Genomic DNA, 17,850 nt, shown 5'->3' on the forward strand with positions numbered 1-17,850 from the left:
TTTATATGACCGCTCGACTCAGCGGACTTTGCCTTCAGCCTGGGTCAGCTCTTCCTTGCTGAAGTCGTCCACGTCAATCACCTTGCGCCGCGCCGCTTCGGCGTCACGCAGGGCCTGCGCTTCAGCCGGTTGCAGCACGCCGGCGTGCAGTGCCGCATCAATGACATGCTCGCCGGCAGCAGGTTTGACCTGGCCGCTCTTGAGCGCGGTGTGCAGTTTCTTCTGCAGCGGATGGCTGGCACCGAGCAGGTCGTAGGCGTGTTGCAGGGCGCCCACCGGGTCTTCCGCCGATTGCGGGCGGTAGCAGCCGGCCAGCAATTCTTCCAGGGTCGGGTCGCCTTTGGCACGGCCGATCACCGCTGCCACTTCAGCATCCAGCGCATCGGACGGTCCGGTATGGCGACGCCCGAACGGGAACACGATCACCCGCAGCAGGCAACCCAGCACCTTGTTCGGGAAGTTGCTCAGCAGCTCATCCAGTGCGCGTTCCGATTCACCCAGGCTTTCTTCCATGGCCCAGGCGAACAGCGGTTGCAGGTGGTCCGGCGAATCCAGGTCGTGGTAACGCTTGAGTGCGGCCGATGCCAGGTACATATGGCTCAGTACATCACCCAGGCGTGCCGACAGGCGTTCACGACGCTTCAACTCGCCACCCAGCAGCATCATGCTCAGGTCGGCCAGCAGTGCGAACGCGGCCGCCTGGCGGTTGAGTGCGCGGAAGTAACCCTGGCTCAAACGATTGCCCGGTGCCTTCTCGAAATGCCCGACACCGAGGTTCAGCACCAGGGTGCTGGCGGCGTTGCTCACGGCAAAACCGATGTGTTGCATCAGCAGGCCGTCGAATTCCTTCAACGCCTGGTCATGGTCTTCGCGACCGGCCAGGGCCATTTCCTTGAGCACAAACGGATGGCAGCGGATCGCGCCCTGGCCGAAGATCATCAGGTTGCGCGACAGGATATTCGCGCCTTCCACGGTGATGAAGATCGGCGCGCCTTGCCAGTTGCGCCCCAGGTAGTTGTTCGGGCCCATGATGATGCCCTTGCCGCCGTGCACGTCCATGGCGTGGCTGATGCACTCGCGACCGCGCTCGGTGAGGTGGTACTTGAGGATCGCCGACAGTACCGAGGGTTTTTCCCCCAGGTCCACGGCATTCGCGGTAAGCATGCGAGCGCTGTCCATCAGCCAGGCGTTGCCGCCGATTCGGGCCAGGGCTTCCTGGATCCCCTCGAAGGCCGACAGCGGCACGTTGAATTGTTCGCGCACCTGGGCGTACTGGCCGGTCACCAGGCTGGTGAACTTGGCCGCGCCGGTGCCGACCGCCGGCAGGGAAATCGAACGGCCCACGGAGAGGCAGTTCATCAGCATCATCCAGCCCTTGCCGAGCATCTCCTGGCCGCCGATCAGGAATTCCAGAGGAATGAACACGTCCTTGCCGGAGTTCGGACCGTTCATGAACGCGGCGCCCAGGGGCAGGTGGCGGCGGCCGATTTCCACTCCGGGGGTGTCAGTGGGGATCAGCGCCAGGCTGATGCCCAGGTCTTCTTCTTCACCCAGCAGGTGGTCCGGGTCATGGGCCTTGAAGGCCAGCCCGAGCAGGGTCGCGACCGGGCCGAGGGTGATGTAGCGCTTTTCCCAGTTCAGGCGCAGGCCGAGGGTTTCCTTGCCTTCCCATTCACCTTTGCAGATCACGCCGATGTCGGGCATGGCGCCAGCATCGGAGCCGGCCAGCGGGCCAGTCAATGCGAAGCAGGGGATATCATCGCCACGCGCCAGGCGCGGCAAGTAATGGTTGCGTTGTTCTTCGGTGCCGTAGTGCAGCAGCAGCTCGGCCGGGCCGAGGGAGTTGGGCACCATCACGGTGGAGGCCAGGTCGCCGCTGCGGGTGGCGAGCTTCATCGCGACCTGGGAATGGGCATAGGCAGAGAAGCCCTTGCCGCCATATTCCTTGGGAATGATCAGGGCGAAGAAACCGTGGGTCTTGATGTGCTCCCAGGCGGAGGGCGGCAGGTCCATGGCCTGGCCGATTTCCCAGTCGCTGACCATGGCGCACAGTTCTTCGGTGGGGCCGTCGATAAAGGCCTGTTCTTCTTCGGTCAGTTGGGCCTTGGGGTAGGCCAGCAACTTGTCCCAGTCGGGGCGACCGCTGAACAGCTCGCCGTCCCACCACACGGTGCCGGCGTCAATGGCATCGCGCTCGGTTTCGGACATGGGCGGCAGGACTTTCTGGAACCAGTTGAACAGTGGCTTGGTGAAGTATTGGCGGCGCAGGTCGGGCAACAGCAGGGGCGCGGCCACCACGGCGATCAACACCCAGAAGATCAGCAGCAGCCAACCCGGTGCGTGGCTCCAGGCACCCATCGCCAGCAGGTAGACGGCGACCACGCCCAGGGCGGGCAGGGGGGCGACGCGGCGGTGTGCGAGGTAGGCAATGCCGACCACCAGCACCAGTATCCACAACAACAGCATATTCAATCCTCCGTGAAACCAGGGGCGAAACCACCAGGGAGCTTAGTCGGCATCCGAACAAGCGGGGTGATCAGGGTGTAACGAGATTTGGCCGATTCGTCGTTATCGCCGTGGCAGACCTGTCGTTAAACTCCAGGCTTCCTTCGGAGATAAAGCTCATGGATACGTACCTGAGTCCCAGCCGCTTCATCGATAGTGACCACCCTGCGGTGGTGGAGTTCGCCGAAAAACACCGCGGAACCCACGCGGCTCCAAGTGACCAGGCAGTCAGCCTTTACTACGCCGTGCGTGAGGCGATTCGCTACAACCCCTACACCTTCAGCCGTGATCCCGACACCTTGAGTGCCAGCTTCGCGTTGAGCACCGGCGAAAGCTATTGCGTGCCCAAGGCCACCTTGCTCGCAGCCTGCGTCCGGCACTGCGGCATCCCGGCGCGCATCGGCCTGGCGGATGTACGCAATCATTTGTCGACGCCGCGCCTGATCGCCTTGCTCAAGAGCGATGTGTTCGCCATGCACGGTTACACCGAGCTTTACCTGAATGATCGCTGGGTCAAGGCCACGCCCGCGTTCAACCGGCAACTGTGCGATCTCTTCGATGTGCCGCCGCTGGACTTCGATGGCATTCACGACAGCGTCTTCCATGCGTTCAACCGCCAGGGCCTGCGCTCAATGGAGTATGTGGTCGACCATGGGCAATTTCCCGACGTGCCCGAGGCGTTTTTCTTCGCGCATATCCAGCAGTGTTACCCCCACCTGTTTGCCGAGGACATGCCGCCCCTGCTGGGCGATATGCAGAGCGATTTAAGCCGCGCATGAACCGGCGTATGCTGCTGCCTTCATCAAGCCATGTTCATCAACAATAAAGGCGCGGTCATGCTGAAAATCTGGGGTCGTAAAAATTCATCAAACGTCAGGAAGGCACTGTGGTGCGCCGAAGAGCTCGGCCTGGACTATGAAGCAATTGATGCGGGCGGGGCTTTTGGTGTGGTCGACACGCCGCAGTATCGGGCGCTGAACCCCAACGGTCGGGTGCCGATGATCGAAGACGGCGACTTTGTGCTGTGGGAGTCCAACACCATCGTGCGCTACCTCTGCGCCAGGCAGGCCTCCAGCTGGTACCCGAGCGACCTGAAGGCCCGCGCCAACGCAGAAAAGTGGATGGACTGGACCACCTCCACCTTCGCCGAACCGTTCAAAATCGTGTTCTGGGGCGTGTTGCGCACCCCGGCGGAAAAACAGAACTGGGACAACATCCACGCCGGTCGCCAGGCGTGTATCGATGTGCTCAAAACCGTTGATGAAGCCCTGGCCACCCAGCCGTATCTGTCGGGCAGCGAGATCGGCATGGGCGATATCCCCTTGGGCAGCTTTATCTACGCCTGGTTTGAAATGCCCATCGAACGGCCTGCAATGCCCCATCTGGAGGCCTGGTATAAGCGCCTGCAGCAGCGCCCGGCCTACCGCAAAGCGGTCATGACCGCGTTGACTTAATACCCACTATTAATACGGGTGACTGTACTTGTGCGGCGCGGGCAAGCACCATGCTTGTCATGCGCCGCCGTTGAACTACCTGGGCTGCGCCCTCATCTACTCTTTCTATTCCCTTCTTTGGTGCGTATTCCGATATGAGTTCCGCTCTGTCCATCCGGCAGCTAACCAAAACCTACGGCAACGGTTTCCAGGCCCTGAGTGGTATCGATCTGGACGTTGCCGAAGGTGACTTCTTCGCCTTGCTCGGCCCCAACGGTGCCGGCAAATCCACCACCATCGGTATCCTCTCCACCCTGGTCAACAAGACCAGCGGCTCGGTGAATATCTTCGGCCACGACTTGGACAAATCCCCGGCGGCGCTCAAGCGTTCCATCGGCGTGGTGCCCCAGGAATTCAACTTCAACCAGTTCGAAAAGACCTTCGACATCGTGGTGACCCAGGCCGGCTACTACGGCATCCCGGCGAAAATCGCCAAGGAACGCGCCGAGCAGTACCTGACCCAGCTGGGCCTGTGGGACAAGCGCGATGTGCCTTCGCGTTCACTCTCCGGTGGCATGAAGCGTCGCCTGATGATCGCCCGCGCACTGGTGCACGAACCGCGCCTGTTGATTCTCGATGAGCCTACCGCTGGCGTGGACATCGAGTTGCGCCGCTCGATGTGGACCTTCCTTACCGAGCTGAACGAGAAAGGCATCACCATCATCCTCACCACCCACTACCTGGAAGAGGCTGAGCAGCTGTGCCGCAACATTGGCATCATCGACCACGGCACCATCGTCGAGAACACCAGCATGCGTAACCTGCTGGGCCAGTTGCATGTGGAAACCTTCCTGCTGGACTTGAAGAACAACCTGTCGGTGGCGCCGCAGTTGCTCGGCTACCCGAGCCGCCTGGTGGACAGCCATACCCTGGAAGTCCAGGTGGACAAGGCCATGGGCATCACCGCGCTGTTCACCCAGTTGGCGAGTCAGAACATTGAAGTGCTGAGCCTTCGCAATAAAACCAATCGCCTTGAGGAGCTGTTCGTGTCCCTGGTTGAGAAAAATCTGTCGAAGGTGGCGGTATGAGTTCCGAACTGCAACCCAACCTCGTCGCGCTGCAAACCATCGTCTACCGCGAAGTGAAGCGCTTTACCCGGATCTGGCCGCAGACCCTGCTGCCGCCGGCGATCACCATGGTCCTGTACTTCGTGATCTTCGGTAACCTGATCGGCCGGCAGATCGGCGACATGGGTGGCTTCACCTACATGGAGTACATCGTCCCGGGCCTGATCATGATGTCGGTGATCACCAACTCCTACGGCAACGTGGTCTCGAGTTTCTTCGGCAGCAAGTTCCAGCGTTCCATCGAGGAACTGATGGTGTCGCCGGTGTCGCCCCATACCATCCTGATCGGCTACACCCTGGGCGGTGTGCTGCGCGGCCTGATGGTCGGCGTGATCGTGACCCTGCTGTCGCTGTTCTTCACCCACCTGCAGGTGCATCACCTTGGGGTCACCATCCTGGTGGTGGTACTGACGGCGACGATCTTTTCGCTGCTGGGCTTTATCAACGCGGTGTTTGCACGCAACTTCGATGATATCTCGATCATCCCGACCTTCGTGCTCACGCCCCTGACCTACCTGGGCGGGGTGTTCTACTCCATCACCTTGCTACCGCCGTTCTGGCAGACCGTGTCCCTGGCCAACCCGGTGCTGCACATGGTCAACGCTTTCCGCTACGGCATTTTGGGTGTGTCGGATATCAAGATCAGCGTGGCGATCACGTTCATGCTGATTGCCACCGTGGTGCTGTATATCGGTTGTGCGCGGTTGCTGGTGAGCGGGCGTGGGATGCGTACCTGACTCAACGGGTGTACGCGGGCAAAAATGTGGGAGGGGCGGTGCGACGACTCGACTTGCCCCCGATAGCGTTCTGTCAGTCATTCATGCACTGACTGATCCACTGCTATCGGGGGGCAAGTCGAGTCGTCGCACCGCCCCTCCCACATTTGTATTGGCGTAACGTCAGGAATTGAGTGCCAGCTCGATCAGCCCGTGCAGCTCTTCAACCGTCAGCGGCGTGGTCGAGAACAGAATGCGAAACACTGTCGGCGCTGCGATAAGGTTGATCAAGTGGTCCACGCTCGGCGGGTTGCTGTCGGGATAGCGCTCGACAATCGCCTGAAACTGCCCGCTCAGAATGCTCACGCAATACCCCGGCGTGATCATGCACTGCAGGTCGCGCATCATGTTGCGCCCCGGTTCAGAACTCATTTCATCCAGGTATTGCTCGGCCCAGGCCTGCAAATCGCCGCGCAAGCTGCCGGTATTGGCCGGCTCGCTGTCAGGGCGCATGCGTGCCAGGGCCACATCCGCGAGCAGCACGGAGAGGTCGCCCCAGCGCCGGTAAATGGTGGAGGGCGTGACACCCGCACGCGCAGCAATCATCGGCACGGTGACGCTGGAGCGCTCATGGGTTTCCAGCAGTTCGCGCACTGCGTTGTGCACTGATTCTTGGACCCGGGCACTGCGGCCCCCCGGGCGAAGGCCTTCTTTAATCGCCATGCTGGTGACCTTAACACAAAGAATTTGCTTTAAGCGCTGGTCGGTAGCACACTCGGCAAAAGCAAAATATTAGCTTTAGCGGAGCGTGCGTATGTCCAGTCCTGTTTCTCATCGTTCCAGCCTGGTGTTCCTCGCGATCACCTTGCTGACCTTCCTGGCCGCTTCGAGTGCGCCGACGCCGTTGTACCACCTGTATCAGGAGGGCCTGCATTTTTCGGCAGGCATGCTCACGCTGATCTTCGGGGTCTACGCCCTGAGCCTGCTGGCGGCGCTGCTGACCGTCGGCTCATTGTCGGACCACCTGGGGCGCAAGCCGGTGATTTTTACTGCGCTGCTCCTGAATATGTTGGCGATGTTGCTGTTTATCAATGAAGGCAGCGTGGCCTGGTTGATTGCCGCCCGTACCCTGCAAGGCTTTGCCACCGGCATGGCCACCGCCGTGCTGGGCGCGGCATTGCTCGACACCGACCGCCAGCAGGGCCCGCTGGTCAACAGCGTGGCGCCGCTTTTGGGCATGGCCTGCGGGGCGATGGGCAGCAGTCTGCTGGTGGAATTCGCGCCATTGCCGACCCAATTGATCTACTGGGCGCTGCTGGCCTTGATGCTGTTGCAGGCCCTCTACGTATGGCGTTTGCCGGAGACAGTGAGCCGCATCCCCGGTGCACTGGCGTCGCTGCGCCCGACGTTGCACGTACCGCCCCAGGCGCGCCGGGCGTTGTGGCTGTCGTTGCCGGTGGATATCGCCGTCTGGGCAATGGGCGGGTTCTATTTATCCCTGGCACCCTCGCTGGTGCGCGCAGCCACCGGCTCCACCTCCAACCTGATCGGTGGCGGCCTGGTGGCCGTGCTGACCCTGAGCGGCGCGCTGATGATCTTTACCCTGCGCAATCGTCCGGCCGACAAGGTGCTGCGTCTGGGCGCCGGCTTGCTTGCCATCGGCGTGACGCTGATCCTCACCGCCGTGCACAGCGCCAGCCTGCCACTGTTCTTCATCGCCACCCTGATCGCCGGCAGCGGCTTTGGTGCGGGCTTTCTCGGCGCCTTGCGCAGTGTGGTGCCACTGGCCTTGCCCCATGAGCGCGCTGGGCTGATGTCGGCGTTCTATGTGCTGAGCTACCTGGCGTTCTGCTTGCCTTCGTTGTTGGCGGGCAACCTGATTCGCAGCTTTGGCCTGATCGCCACCACCGACGGCTACGGTGCGGTCCTTATCCTGCTGGCCCTCGGTGCGCTGGTTGCGTTGCTGCTGCAGGATTCGGCGCGGGTGAGGGCGACGACCGGCGGCTGATGGGTAATAATCGATGCCCGAATTCGCCTGATCGAGATTCAAGCATGAAGATCATCCGCAGCAAGGACTTCACCGGCAGTCGCGCCTGGGAGGCGCTGGATATTGCCAACATGAAGGGCATCACCACGCGCCTGCACTGGACCGACCAGCCTTACCGCTGGCACATCAATGACGGTGAAGAAGTGTTTGTGGTGCTGGATGGTCGTGTGCAGATGCACTACCGCGACAATGGTTTCGAACAGGTGGCGGAGCTGGAAGTCGGCGACATCTTCTACGCCAGTGTCGGCACCGAGCATGTGGCCCATCCCCAAGGCCCGGCGCGCATTCTGGTGATCGAATGCGAAGGCAGCGTTTGACGCTATATCGGCAAAACAGATAACTGTTAGAGATATTACCCGTTATATCGATATTCGATCAGGTTCTATGATGGCCTCAACCTCATACGAGAAAGAGGAGCGTCATCATGCCCTGCTCGAATACCCTCAGCTACAAACCCTTCAGTCACCTGGCCCGTCCACGGGAAGTGATTCGCCAGTTCACCCCCAACTGGTTCGCCGCGACCATGGGCACCGGCGTGCTGGCGCTGGCCCTGGCGCAACTGCCGGTCAACCTGCCAGGTTTGCACGCCATCGCCGAAGCGCTGTGGTTTTTTACCATCGGCCTGTTTGTGTTGTTCAGCGTGCTGTATGCGGCCCGTTGGGTGATGTTCTTCCACGAGGCGCGGCGGATTTTCGGGCACTCCACCGTGTCGATGTTCTTCGGCACCATCCCCATGGGCCTTGCGACGATTCTCAATGGCTTGCTGCTGTTCGGGTTGCCGCGTTGGGGCAGCGATGTGATACCGCTGGCCGAGGCCTTGTGGTGGCTGGACGTGGCCATGGCCCTGGCCTGCGGCGTGCTCATCCCGTTCATGATGTTTACCCGCCAGGAACACAGCATCGACCAGATGACCGCCGTGTGGCTGTTGCCCGTGGTCGCCGCCGAAGTCGCCGCCGCCAGCGGTGGCCTGCTGGCGCCGCACCTGGCAGACGCGCATTCGCAACTGGTGATGCTGGTGACCAGCTACGTGCTGTGGGCGTTTTCCCTGCCGGTGGCGTTCAGCATCTTGACCATCCTGATGCTGCGCATGGCGTTGCACAAACTGCCCCACGCCAATATGGCCGCGTCGAGCTGGCTGGCCCTGGGGCCTATCGGCACCGGTGCATTGGGCATGTTGCTGCTGGGCGGCGATGCGCCGGCGATCTTCGCGGCCAATGGCTTGCCGGGCGTGGGTGACATGGCCAACGGCCTGGGGCTGGTGGCCGGTATCACGCTGTGGGGCTTCGGCCTGTGGTGGATGCTGATCGCCGTGTTGATCACCTTGCGCTACTTGCGCGCAGGCATCCCGTTCAACCTGGGCTGGTGGGGCTTCACCTTTCCGTTGGGGGTGTATGCGCTGGCCACGTTGAAGTTGGCGAGCCTGTTGCACCTGGGTTTCTTCAGCGTATTCGGCAGTGTGCTGGTGGTGGCGTTGGCGCTGATGTGGCTGATCGTTGCCAGGCGCACGGTGCAGGGCGCCTATAAAGGTGAGCTTTTTGTTTCGCCATGCATTGCGGGACTAGGGAATAAGTAAGCGGAGTTAGGTAAAGTCGTGGCCTGATAACTATTAGGCCACGCAGGAACACGGACGATGAGCCACCCCTCGCAATTCACCTTGCTGCGCACACGGCGTTTCCTGCCGTTTTTCATCACCCAGTTGCTGGGCGCGTTCAACGACAACATCTTCAAGCAATCGCTGATCCTCGCCATTCTCTACAAGCTCACTATCGAGGGCGACCGCTCGATCTGGGTCAACCTCTGTGCCTTGCTGTTTATCCTGCCATTCTTTCTGTTCTCGGCGCTGGCCGGGCAGTTTGGCGAGAAATTCAACAAGGACGCGTTGATCCGCGCGATCAAGATCGGCGAGATCGTGATCATGGCCGTGGGTGCCACCGGCTTCCTGACCAACCATCTGGAATTGATGCTGCTGGCGCTGTTTGCCATGGGCACCCACTCGGCGTTGTTCGGCCCGGTGAAGTATTCGATCATGCCCCAGGCTCTGCATGAAGATGAGCTGGTGGGCGGCAACGGCCTGGTGGAAATGGGCACGTTCCTGGCGATCCTGGCCGGCACCATTGGCGCCGGGATCATGATGTCGTCCACCCATTACGCGCCGGTGGTGGCCGTGGCGATTGTCGGCGTGGCGGTGTTGGGTTACCTGGCCAGTCGCAGTATTCCGCGGGCGGCGGCGTCGACCCCGGGGCTGCGCCTGAACTGGAACATCTTCAGCGAATCCTGGGCCACCCTGCGCCTGGGCCTGGGGCAGACGCCGGCCGTGTCGCGTTCCATTGTCGGTAACTCGTGGTTCTGGTTTGTCGGTGCGATCTACCTCACGCAGATCCCGGCCTACGCCAAGGAATGGTTGTACGGCGACGAGACCGTGGTGACGCTGATCCTGACGGTGTTCTCTGTCGGCATCGCACTGGGCTCGATGCTTTGCGAAAAGCTGTCCGGGCGCAAGGTGGAAATCGGCCTGGTGCCGTTCGGCTCATTCGGCCTGACCGTGTTCGGCCTGTTGCTGTGGTGGCACTCCGGCGGCTTCCCACAGAACGTGCAGGCCAACGACTGGCTCGCCGTGCTCAGCTACGGCCAGGCCTGGTGGGTGCTGTTCGATATCCTTGGCCTGGGCGTTTTCGGCGGCTTCTATATCGTGCCGCTGTATGCGTTGATCCAGTCGCGCACCGCCGAGAACGAACGCGCGCGCGTCATCGCGGCCAACAACATTCTCAATGCGCTGTTCATGGTGGTCTCGGCGATCGTGTCGATCCTGCTGCTGAGCGTGGCCAAGCTGTCGATTCCCGAGCTGTTCCTGGTGGTGTCGTTGCTCAATGTCGCGGTCAACGCCTACATCTTCAAGATCGTCCCCGAGTTCACCATGCGTTTCATGATCTGGCTGCTCAGCCATTCCATGTACCGTGTGGAGCACCGCAACCTGGAGGCGATTCCGGATGAAGGCGCGGCGTTGCTGGTGTGCAACCATGTGTCGTTTGTCGACGCGCTGTTGATCGGCGGCGCGGTGCGTCGGCCGATTCGCTTTGTCACGTACTACAAGATCTACCGCTTGCCGGTGCTCAACTTTATCTTCCGTACCGCCGGGGCGATTCCGATTGCGGGGCGTCACGAAGATATCCAGATCTACGAAAAAGCCTTCACACGCATTGCGCAGTACCTGAAGGAAGGGGAATTGGTGTGCATCTTCCCCGAAGGCAAGTTGACCGCCGATGGCGAGATGAACGAATTCCGCGGTGGCGTGACGCGTATTCTGGAAGAGACGGCGGTGCCGGTGATTCCGATGGCGTTGCAGGGGTTGTGGGGGAGTTTCTTCAGCCGCGATCCGAAAAAGGGCTTCTTCCATCGCATCTGGTCGCGGGTGGTGTTGGTGGCGGGGGGGCCGGTGGAGGAGCCGACGCCTGCGAGGTTGCAAGAGGTGGTAGGCGGGTTGCGAGGGAATGTCAGGTAGTTTTGGTTTTGGCTGTACCGGCCCTATCGGGGGCAAGCCCCCTCCCACATTTTGACTGTGTTCACAAATCAAAGGTGGGAGGGAGCTTGCCCCCGATGACGGTAGTGGCTCAGGTGCTGATCTTGAGGCCAATCAGCCCACAGATGATCAACGCCACACTGGCCAACCGGAACAGCGCCATGGACTCCCCAAACAGGATGATCCCCGCAATCACGGTGCCCACGGCGCCCACGCCGGTCCATATGGCGTAGGCCGTGCCCAGCGGCAGTTCCTTCATGGCCAGCCCCAGCAGGCCGAGGCTGATGGCCATGGCGGCGATTGTCAGCGCAGTAGGCAGTGGCTTGCTGAAACCGTCGGTGTACTTCAGGCCGACGGCCCAGCCGACTTCAAACAGACCCGCAAAAAACAGAATGACCCAGGACATGATGACCTCCTAACGTTAGGTGGGGTCGTCCCCGGATTAGGCGCTTGAAGCGTCGCAGGGTCGTCCCCGCGAAGCTCGGTAGAGTGCCGAAAAGTGCCCGGCTGATCAAGTTTGTGGCGTGTTCTCCAGGGCGCGACGGTCTTCCTTCTCGCTTATGCGGCGGAAGTAGGTCGACAGCAATGCCCCGGAAATATTGTGCCAGACGCTGAACAGCGCACTCGGCACCGCCGCCAACGGCGAAAAGTGCGCACTGGCCAGCGCGGCGCCCAGCCCGGAGTTCTGCATGCCCACTTCCAGCGCCAGCGATTTGCGTTGTGCCAATGGCAACTTGAACACGCGGCCGGTGAAGTAACCCAGCAGATAACCGAAGCTGTTGTGCAGCATCACCACGGCCATGATCAACAGGCCCGACTCGGCGATCTTCGCCTGGCTGGCGGCAACCACTGCCGCGACTATGATCACGATGCTTACCACGGACACCAGTGGCAATACGTCGACCGCATGGCGGACACGATCACCGAGCACGCGTTGCGCCAGTACGCCGAGCACGATCGGCAGCAGCACCACTTGCAGGATCGACCAGAACAACTCCATGAACGACACCGGCAGCCAGGCCGAGGCCAGCAGCCAGATCAGCGCCGGGGTCAGCAGTGGGGCGAGGAGGGTAGTGACGGCAGCGATGGCCACCGACAACGCCAGGTCACCACGGGCCAGCCAGGTCATCACGTTGGACGACGTACCGCTCGGGCAGCAGCCAACCAGAATCACGCCGACGGCAATTTCCGGCGGCAGGTGGAAAGCCTGGCACAGCAGCCACGCCACACCCGGCATGATCACAAAGTGCGCGACCACGCCCAGGGCCACGCGCCAGGGATGGCGGGCGACCTCGGCGAAGTCGTCGAGTTTGAGGGTCAGCCCCATGCCGAACATCACCAGGCCCAGCAGGGGCACGATGGCGCTTTTCAGGCCGATGAACCAGCCCGGTTCCAGGAAGGCGACGACGGCGAAAATCAACACCCAATAGGCGAAGGTGTTGCCGACGAAGCGGCTCAAGGCGGCGAGTGCGCGCATGGGATGTCCTTTTTGTTGGATTCGATCAAATGTGGGAGGGGGCTTGCCCCCGATTGCAGTCTGTCAGTCAAAGGTGTTTTAACTGACAGAACGCTATCGGGGGCAAGCCCCCTCCCACATTTTGAGTTTCACATGGCTTAGATGCCCTGCGGGGTTTCTTCGCCACCGAGTGCTTCAACCAGCGCCGGGATGAAATCGCCGAACGTCAGCATCATCAGGGTGAAGCTCGCGTCCAGTTGGCCCAGGGCTTCTTCACCGCCGTCCTGTTCCGCCTGGTCTTGCAGCAGGTCTTCGAACTTCAGGCGCTTGACGGTCATTTTGTCGTCGAGCATGAAGGACAACTTGTCCTGCCAGGCCAGGGACAGTTGGGTCACGACTTTGCCAGTGGTCAGGTGCAGCTGGATCTCTTCGCCGGTCAGGTCCTGGCGCTTGCAGCGCACAATGCCGCCGTCTTCGTGGGTGTCGCGCAGTTCGCATTCGTCGAGGACGAAGAAGTCATCGGCCGGCTTCTGGGTGGTGACCCAGTCGGTCATGATCGCGGTTGGCGCGGTTTTTACCGTGAGCGGGCGCACCGGCAGGGTGCCGATCACTTCACGCAGGGTCGACAGCAGGTCTTCGGCGCGTTTCGGGCTGGCGGAGTTGACCAGGATCAGGCCCTGTTTCGGTGCGATGGCGGCGAAGGTCGACGAGCGACGGATAAAGGCGCGGGGCAGGAACGCCTGGATGATTTCATCCTTGATCTGGTCGCGTTCCTTCTTGTAGACCTTGCGCATTTGCTCGGCCTCGATCTCTTCGACTTTCTCTTTAAGTGCGTCACGCACCACGCTGCCCGGCAGGATGCGTTCTTCCTTGCGCGCGGCGATCAGCAGGAAGTCACCGCTGACGTGAACCAGGGGAGCGTCTTCACCTTTACCAAACGGCGCGACGAAACCGTAAGTGGTCAACTCCTGGCTGGCACAAGGGCGCGCCAGTTTGGTGGCCATGGCCGCTTCCAACGCCTCGGCATCAACAGGCAGATCTTGGGTCAGGCGATAGATAAGCAGGTTCTTGAACCACATGGGGTGAGTCTCTCCTTTATACAAAGGGGGGCATTATTCTCTTGATAACGTCCCAGGCCAACCCTGCCTAAGCCATTGGAAGCTATCAAAAAAAAGATTTAAGAAAGTGCTTGCCAGACTTAAGGTCGCTCCGTAGAATGCGCGCCACACCGAAACGAAGGGTGATTAGCTCAGCTGGGAGAGCGTCTGCCTTACAAGCAGAATGTCGGCGGTTCGATCCCGTCATCACCCACCATTCGCTTCATGTGTTACGCGCAGCGGTAGTTCAGTCGGTTAGAATACCGGCCTGTCACGCCGGGGGTCGCGGGTTCGAGTCCCGTCCGCTGCGCCATATTCGGTAATCTGGAATGCTGAACGCCAGGTCACCACAGGAAGCCCGCTCATCGAGCGGGCTTTTTGCTGTCTGGGGTTTGTAAAACCCCCAAAAACGCCGCCGATCATTTCCGATGATCAGCGGCGTTTTTTATTGGGTAATCAGAAATCCCAGCGGGTGCTGACCATGAAGTTGCGCGGCTCGCCGTAAGCGGCAGAGTTATAGAAGCCGATGTTGGTGTAGTAGTGCTTGTCGAACAGGTTGTTGACGTTCAGCGTCGCCGACAGGTTTTTGCTGATCTGATACTTGGTCATCAGGTCCACCAGCCAATAGGCCTCCTGGGAAAACTCCTCATACCCACCATGGGGTGTGTTGTAGATGTCCTGCCAGCCCACGCTCTGCCAGCGCACGCCACCGCCCACGGTCATTTTGTCCAGGTCGCCCTTGAGTTTGTAGGTGGTGTAGAGCTTGACCTGGTCTTCAGGTTCAAAGGTGGAGATCTTCACGTCCTTGTCGTCGCGCACCACCTTGTGGGTGTAGCCGGCCTGCAACTGCCAGCCCGGGGCGATTTCGCCGGACATCTCCAGCTCATACCCTTTGGTCACCGCCTTGCTGCTCTTGTAGGCATAGTTGTTGGGTATCGGTGTCTGGTTGTTGTATGCGTCATCCGAGAGTGCGCGGTTGGATTCATGGATTTCAAAGTAGGCCGCGCTGGCGTTCACCCGACCGTCGAGGAAGTCGGCTTTCACCCCCAGCTCCCAGTTCTGGCCTTCATCGGGTTCAAGCAGTTTGTTGTCACGGTCGCGGTTGTAATTTTCCTGCGGCATGAAGATATCGGTGTAACTGGCGTAGACCGAGTACGTGTCATTGAGGTCGTAGACGGCGCCGATGTAGGGCACGAAACGCCCCGATTCGCGGTAGTTGGGGTTATAGCCTGTGACCTGGTAATTGACCACGCGTCCGCCCAGCAGCAGTTTGAGGTCGTCGGCCAGGTTCAGGCGCGTGGTCACGTAGGCGCCGGTCTGGCGCACGGTGTCGTCGGTCAGCGATTGTGCCTTGCCCCAGTCCGGTATCGCCGCGTGGCCGCGCCAGTTATTGAAGTCGACGATATTGGGGGAGAGGTTCCAGTAACCTTTGCCTTTCCATTCCGAGGCGCTGATGGAACCGCCCAGCACCAGTTCATGCTCGCGACCGCCCAGGCTGAACGGGCCGCTCACGTACAGGTCGGCGGAATCGCTGACGGTTTCCCCGGTGTACTTGCCCGACGTGAGTTGCGCGGTGCCGTCCGGCTGCGGCTGGTCGCCCTGGATCGAGCCCATCAAGGCGTGGTAGCCGTTGATCTTATGGTCCAGTTGCAGCTTGGTGACCCAGCCATTGCCCAGGTCGTGTTCAAGCATGGCAAACACGGTGCGGGTGTACTGTTCCCAACTGCTCCAGTCGGCGGCGTTGTTGAACGAGCGCTTGACGCTGTTGCGCTCGCCTTTGGAGTTGATCAGCGGGAAGCTGCCCGACCAGGAAGAGCCTTTGGGCAGCGTGTCCTGGTAGTCGCCGCCCACAGTCAGCAGGGTGTCGGGTGACAGATCGAACTCCAGGATGCCGTAGTACACCGGGCTCTGGCGCGAGTAATGATCCATGAACGAATGCTTGTCTTGGTACGCCGCCACGGCCCGGCCACGCACATTGCCGCTTTCGGTCATCGGGCCGCTGACATCCAGCTCGCTGCGGTAGTTGTCCCACGAACCGGCGCCGAGGGTCGCGTGACCCTGGAAGTCGGCGGTGGGTTTCTTGCGCACCAGGTTGATCGTCGCGCCCAGCGAGCCTGCTCCGGTGAGCAGGCCGGTAGCACCCTTGAGCACTTCGACACGGTCGTAGATGGCCATGTCGCTCAGGGTATTGCCCGCCGAGTAGGCGACGTTGCGCGCCGTGGACGGAATGCCGTCGTACTGGAAGTTGTTGATGGAAAAGCCCCGGGCGTAGTAGTTGGAGCGCTCGGAGTCGAAGGCGGAAACGGTGATGCCCGGCGTATGGCGCATCACGTCATCGACGTTGTTCAGGCCGAAATCATCCATGTGCTGGCGGGTCACCACGCTGACCGACTGCGGCGTTTCCTTCGGCGTCAGCACCAGCCGGGTCGAGGTCGCGATAGTGCCGGGGGTGTAGGAGCCGGTGCCTTCAGTGACGTTCCCCAATTGGTTGACGGTGACGGCGGTCGGGCTCAGTTCCAGGGTGCCGCTGTCGGCAATGGGGGCGGGCTGCAGCGCGTAACCCTGGGCACTTTTCACCGCGCGATAACCGCTGCCTTGCAACAACCGGTCAAAGCCGCCCTGGATGTCGTAGTTGCCTTTCAGGCCTGGGCCTTTGAGGCCTTCCAGCTCATGGGACTGGAACACGATGGCCACGCCGGCCTGTTGGGCAAAGCGGTTGAGCGAACTGCCCAGCGGCCCGGCGGGAATGTCATAGGTGCGGGCGGCGACGCTGGCGGCATCGGCCTGGGCCAGGCTGATGTGCAACGTGGTGGCGGTGAGCATGGCCAGGGACAGCGGCGCGCTTTTCAGTAGCCGAAAGCGCCCGCGTGGGTAGGAAGGGGTGTGCATGGTGGAGGCAGTCCTTTATGTGTCGAATTACCTTCCTTGACGGGCAGTCTCGAAAAAACCGGAAGCAAATGCGAATAATTATTTATTGGGCTGTGCCTGGGGGCTGACCACGATCAGCCAAGGGGAGTAGGCCTGCACCTGGATCGGCAATGTTTGCGCCAGCAACTGCAGGGCCTGATCGCTGTTGTCCAGCGGGATCACCGCAGACACGCGCAAGCCTTGCAGCGCATGGCGATCAAATTGCACGCGGCCAGAACGATGCCGGGCGATCTCATCCAGTACCTCGGGCAAGGGCCGGTTCTCTACCACCAATTGGTGGCGGCGCCAGGCCTCGTTGATACTGCTCGGGTCGACAGTGCCGGTCAGGCGTACCTCGTTCGAGTGCATGATGGCCTGCGAGCCCGCGTCGACTTCCAGCGTCTGCTCGCCGTTGGCGCTGTGTGCGGCCACGCGGGATTCGAGCATGCTCAGCACCGTGACATCACCTTCACGCTTGACCACAAACCGCGTGCCCAGCGCCCGCAATGTGCCTTGAGACGTCTGCACCACAAACGGTCGCGTGGCGTCGTGGGCGACCTCCACCAGAATCTCGCCGTGCAGCAATTCGATACGGCGCTGTTTACCATCGAAATGCAGGTTTGCCGCACTGATACCATTGAGTTGCAGTGTGGAACCATCCGCCAGTTGCAGGGTTTGCCACTGGCCCGGACCATTGCGCACATCGGCCATCCACTGCCGGGGATAAGGGCTGAGCAGCAGCGCCGCAGCAGGTATCGCCAGGCTGCACGCCAACACCAGCGCGCGTACGGCGCGCTTGCCGGGACGGTTTTTGGGCTGCGCAAACGCGGCGCTCAACGCTGCCCGAGCCGGGGCTTTTTTGCCGCGCAGGGCCTGCATGCGGCAGATGACAGCCTCCATACGTGCGGCGGCTGCTGCGTGCTGCGGGCTTTGCTGTTTCCAGCACTCGAACGCCAATCGCTGGGCCTCGTCCAGTTCGCCGTCATGCAGGCGCAGCAGCCATTCGGCGGCTTGTTCTTCTATCTGTGGGTGGACGTGCGACATG

15 protein-coding genes and 2 tRNA genes are annotated in these 17,850 nt (G+C 61.2%); 10 read left to right on the plus strand and 7 right to left on the minus strand.

What is annotated here, in order from left to right; translation table 11 throughout:
- Window positions 1-18: 18 nt before the first annotated feature.
- Window positions 19-2,466: an acyl-CoA dehydrogenase gene (locus BLR69_RS00300; RefSeq protein ID WP_071496186.1), complete on the minus strand. Its 2,448-nt coding sequence runs from the start codon at window positions 2,464-2,466 to the stop codon at window positions 19-21.
- A gap of 158 nt (window positions 2,467-2,624) precedes the next feature.
- Here BLR69_RS00300 and BLR69_RS00305 point away from each other — a divergent pair, with 158 nt between their 5' ends.
- The 4 genes from BLR69_RS00305 (at window position 2,625) to BLR69_RS00320 (ending at window position 5,802) form a co-directional block, all read left to right on the plus strand.
- The gene (locus BLR69_RS00305; protein ID WP_071496185.1) at window positions 2,625-3,284 is read left to right on the plus strand and encodes a transglutaminase-like domain-containing protein; all 660 of its coding nucleotides are present in this window, start codon (window positions 2,625-2,627) and stop codon (window positions 3,282-3,284) included.
- 57 nt (window positions 3,285-3,341) lie between these two features.
- On the plus strand, window positions 3,342-3,959 hold the full coding sequence (locus BLR69_RS00310; RefSeq protein ID WP_071496322.1) for a glutathione S-transferase family protein: 618 nt from the start codon (window positions 3,342-3,344) through the stop codon (window positions 3,957-3,959).
- A 134-nt stretch (window positions 3,960-4,093) separates the two neighbouring features.
- Window positions 4,094-5,026, plus strand: coding sequence for an ABC transporter ATP-binding protein (locus tag BLR69_RS00315; protein WP_071496184.1), 933 nt, complete (start codon window positions 4,094-4,096; stop codon window positions 5,024-5,026).
- Window positions 5,023-5,802 carry an ABC transporter permease gene (locus BLR69_RS00320; protein WP_025858807.1) on the plus strand — a complete coding sequence of 260 codons (780 nt, stop codon included), beginning with the start codon at window positions 5,023-5,025 and terminating at the stop codon, window positions 5,800-5,802. Before BLR69_RS00315 ends, BLR69_RS00320 begins: the two co-directional genes overlap by 4 nt.
- 162 nt (window positions 5,803-5,964) lie before the next feature.
- Here the strand turns inward: BLR69_RS00320 and BLR69_RS00325 are convergent, their stop codons facing one another.
- Entirely contained in the window at window positions 5,965-6,504 is a 540-nt protein-coding gene (locus BLR69_RS00325; protein ID WP_071496183.1) for a TetR/AcrR family transcriptional regulator, read from the minus strand.
- Window positions 6,505-6,595: 91 nt separating this feature from the next.
- Between BLR69_RS00325 and BLR69_RS00330 the strand changes: the two genes are divergently transcribed.
- The 4 genes from BLR69_RS00330 (at window position 6,596) to BLR69_RS00345 (ending at window position 11,327) form a co-directional block, all read left to right on the plus strand.
- On the plus strand, window positions 6,596-7,789 hold the full coding sequence (locus tag BLR69_RS00330) for an MFS transporter (RefSeq protein WP_071496182.1): 1,194 nt from the start codon (window positions 6,596-6,598) through the stop codon (window positions 7,787-7,789).
- A gap of 44 nt (window positions 7,790-7,833) precedes the next feature.
- Window positions 7,834-8,145 carry a cupin domain-containing protein gene (locus BLR69_RS00335; RefSeq protein WP_071496181.1) on the plus strand — a complete coding sequence of 104 codons (312 nt, stop codon included), beginning with the start codon at window positions 7,834-7,836 and terminating at the stop codon, window positions 8,143-8,145.
- A 107-nt stretch (window positions 8,146-8,252) separates the two neighbouring features.
- Window positions 8,253-9,401 (plus strand): TDT family transporter, encoded by a 1,149-nt coding sequence (locus tag BLR69_RS00340; protein ID WP_071496180.1) that lies wholly within the window; start codon window positions 8,253-8,255, stop codon window positions 9,399-9,401.
- Between the two features lie 57 nt (window positions 9,402-9,458).
- Complete coding sequence (locus tag BLR69_RS00345; RefSeq protein WP_071496179.1) at window positions 9,459-11,327, plus strand: MFS transporter; 1,869 nt, start codon at window positions 9,459-9,461, stop codon at window positions 11,325-11,327.
- Between the two features lie 109 nt (window positions 11,328-11,436).
- Here BLR69_RS00345 and sugE read toward each other — a convergent pair whose 3' ends face one another.
- The 3 genes from sugE to rdgC form a co-directional block, all read right to left on the minus strand.
- Entirely contained in the window at window positions 11,437-11,751 is a 315-nt protein-coding gene (gene sugE / locus BLR69_RS00350) for a quaternary ammonium compound efflux SMR transporter SugE (RefSeq protein ID WP_071496178.1), read from the minus strand.
- Between the two features lie 105 nt (window positions 11,752-11,856).
- Window positions 11,857-12,822 (minus strand): bile acid:sodium symporter family protein, encoded by a 966-nt coding sequence (locus BLR69_RS00355; RefSeq protein WP_071496177.1) that lies wholly within the window; start codon window positions 12,820-12,822, stop codon window positions 11,857-11,859.
- A gap of 137 nt (window positions 12,823-12,959) precedes the next feature.
- On the minus strand, window positions 12,960-13,880 hold the full coding sequence (gene rdgC, locus BLR69_RS00360) for a recombination-associated protein RdgC (protein WP_034103031.1): 921 nt from the start codon (window positions 13,878-13,880) through the stop codon (window positions 12,960-12,962).
- 159 nt (window positions 13,881-14,039) lie between these two features.
- Between rdgC and BLR69_RS00365 the strand changes: the two genes are divergently transcribed.
- Both BLR69_RS00365 and BLR69_RS00370 read left to right on the plus strand, forming a co-directional pair.
- Window positions 14,040-14,115: transfer RNA gene (locus BLR69_RS00365), tRNA-Val, on the plus strand.
- Between the two features lie 19 nt (window positions 14,116-14,134).
- Window positions 14,135-14,211 (plus strand) — tRNA-Asp (locus BLR69_RS00370).
- 143 nt (window positions 14,212-14,354) lie between these two features.
- Here BLR69_RS00370 and BLR69_RS00375 read toward each other — a convergent pair.
- Window positions 14,355-16,787, minus strand: a complete 2,433-nt coding sequence (locus BLR69_RS00375; RefSeq protein ID WP_071496176.1) for a TonB-dependent siderophore receptor — start codon at window positions 16,785-16,787, stop codon at window positions 14,355-14,357.
- Between the two features lie 78 nt (window positions 16,788-16,865).
- Window positions 16,866-17,849 (minus strand): FecR family protein, encoded by a 984-nt coding sequence (locus tag BLR69_RS00380; RefSeq protein ID WP_071496175.1) that lies wholly within the window; start codon window positions 17,847-17,849, stop codon window positions 16,866-16,868.
- Between the last annotated feature and the right edge of the window lies 1 nt (window position 17,850).

It is taken from the genome of Pseudomonas azotoformans (genome assembly GCF_900103345.1).
GTDB classification, from domain to species: Bacteria; Pseudomonadota; Gammaproteobacteria; order Pseudomonadales; family Pseudomonadaceae; genus Aquipseudomonas; species Aquipseudomonas azotoformans.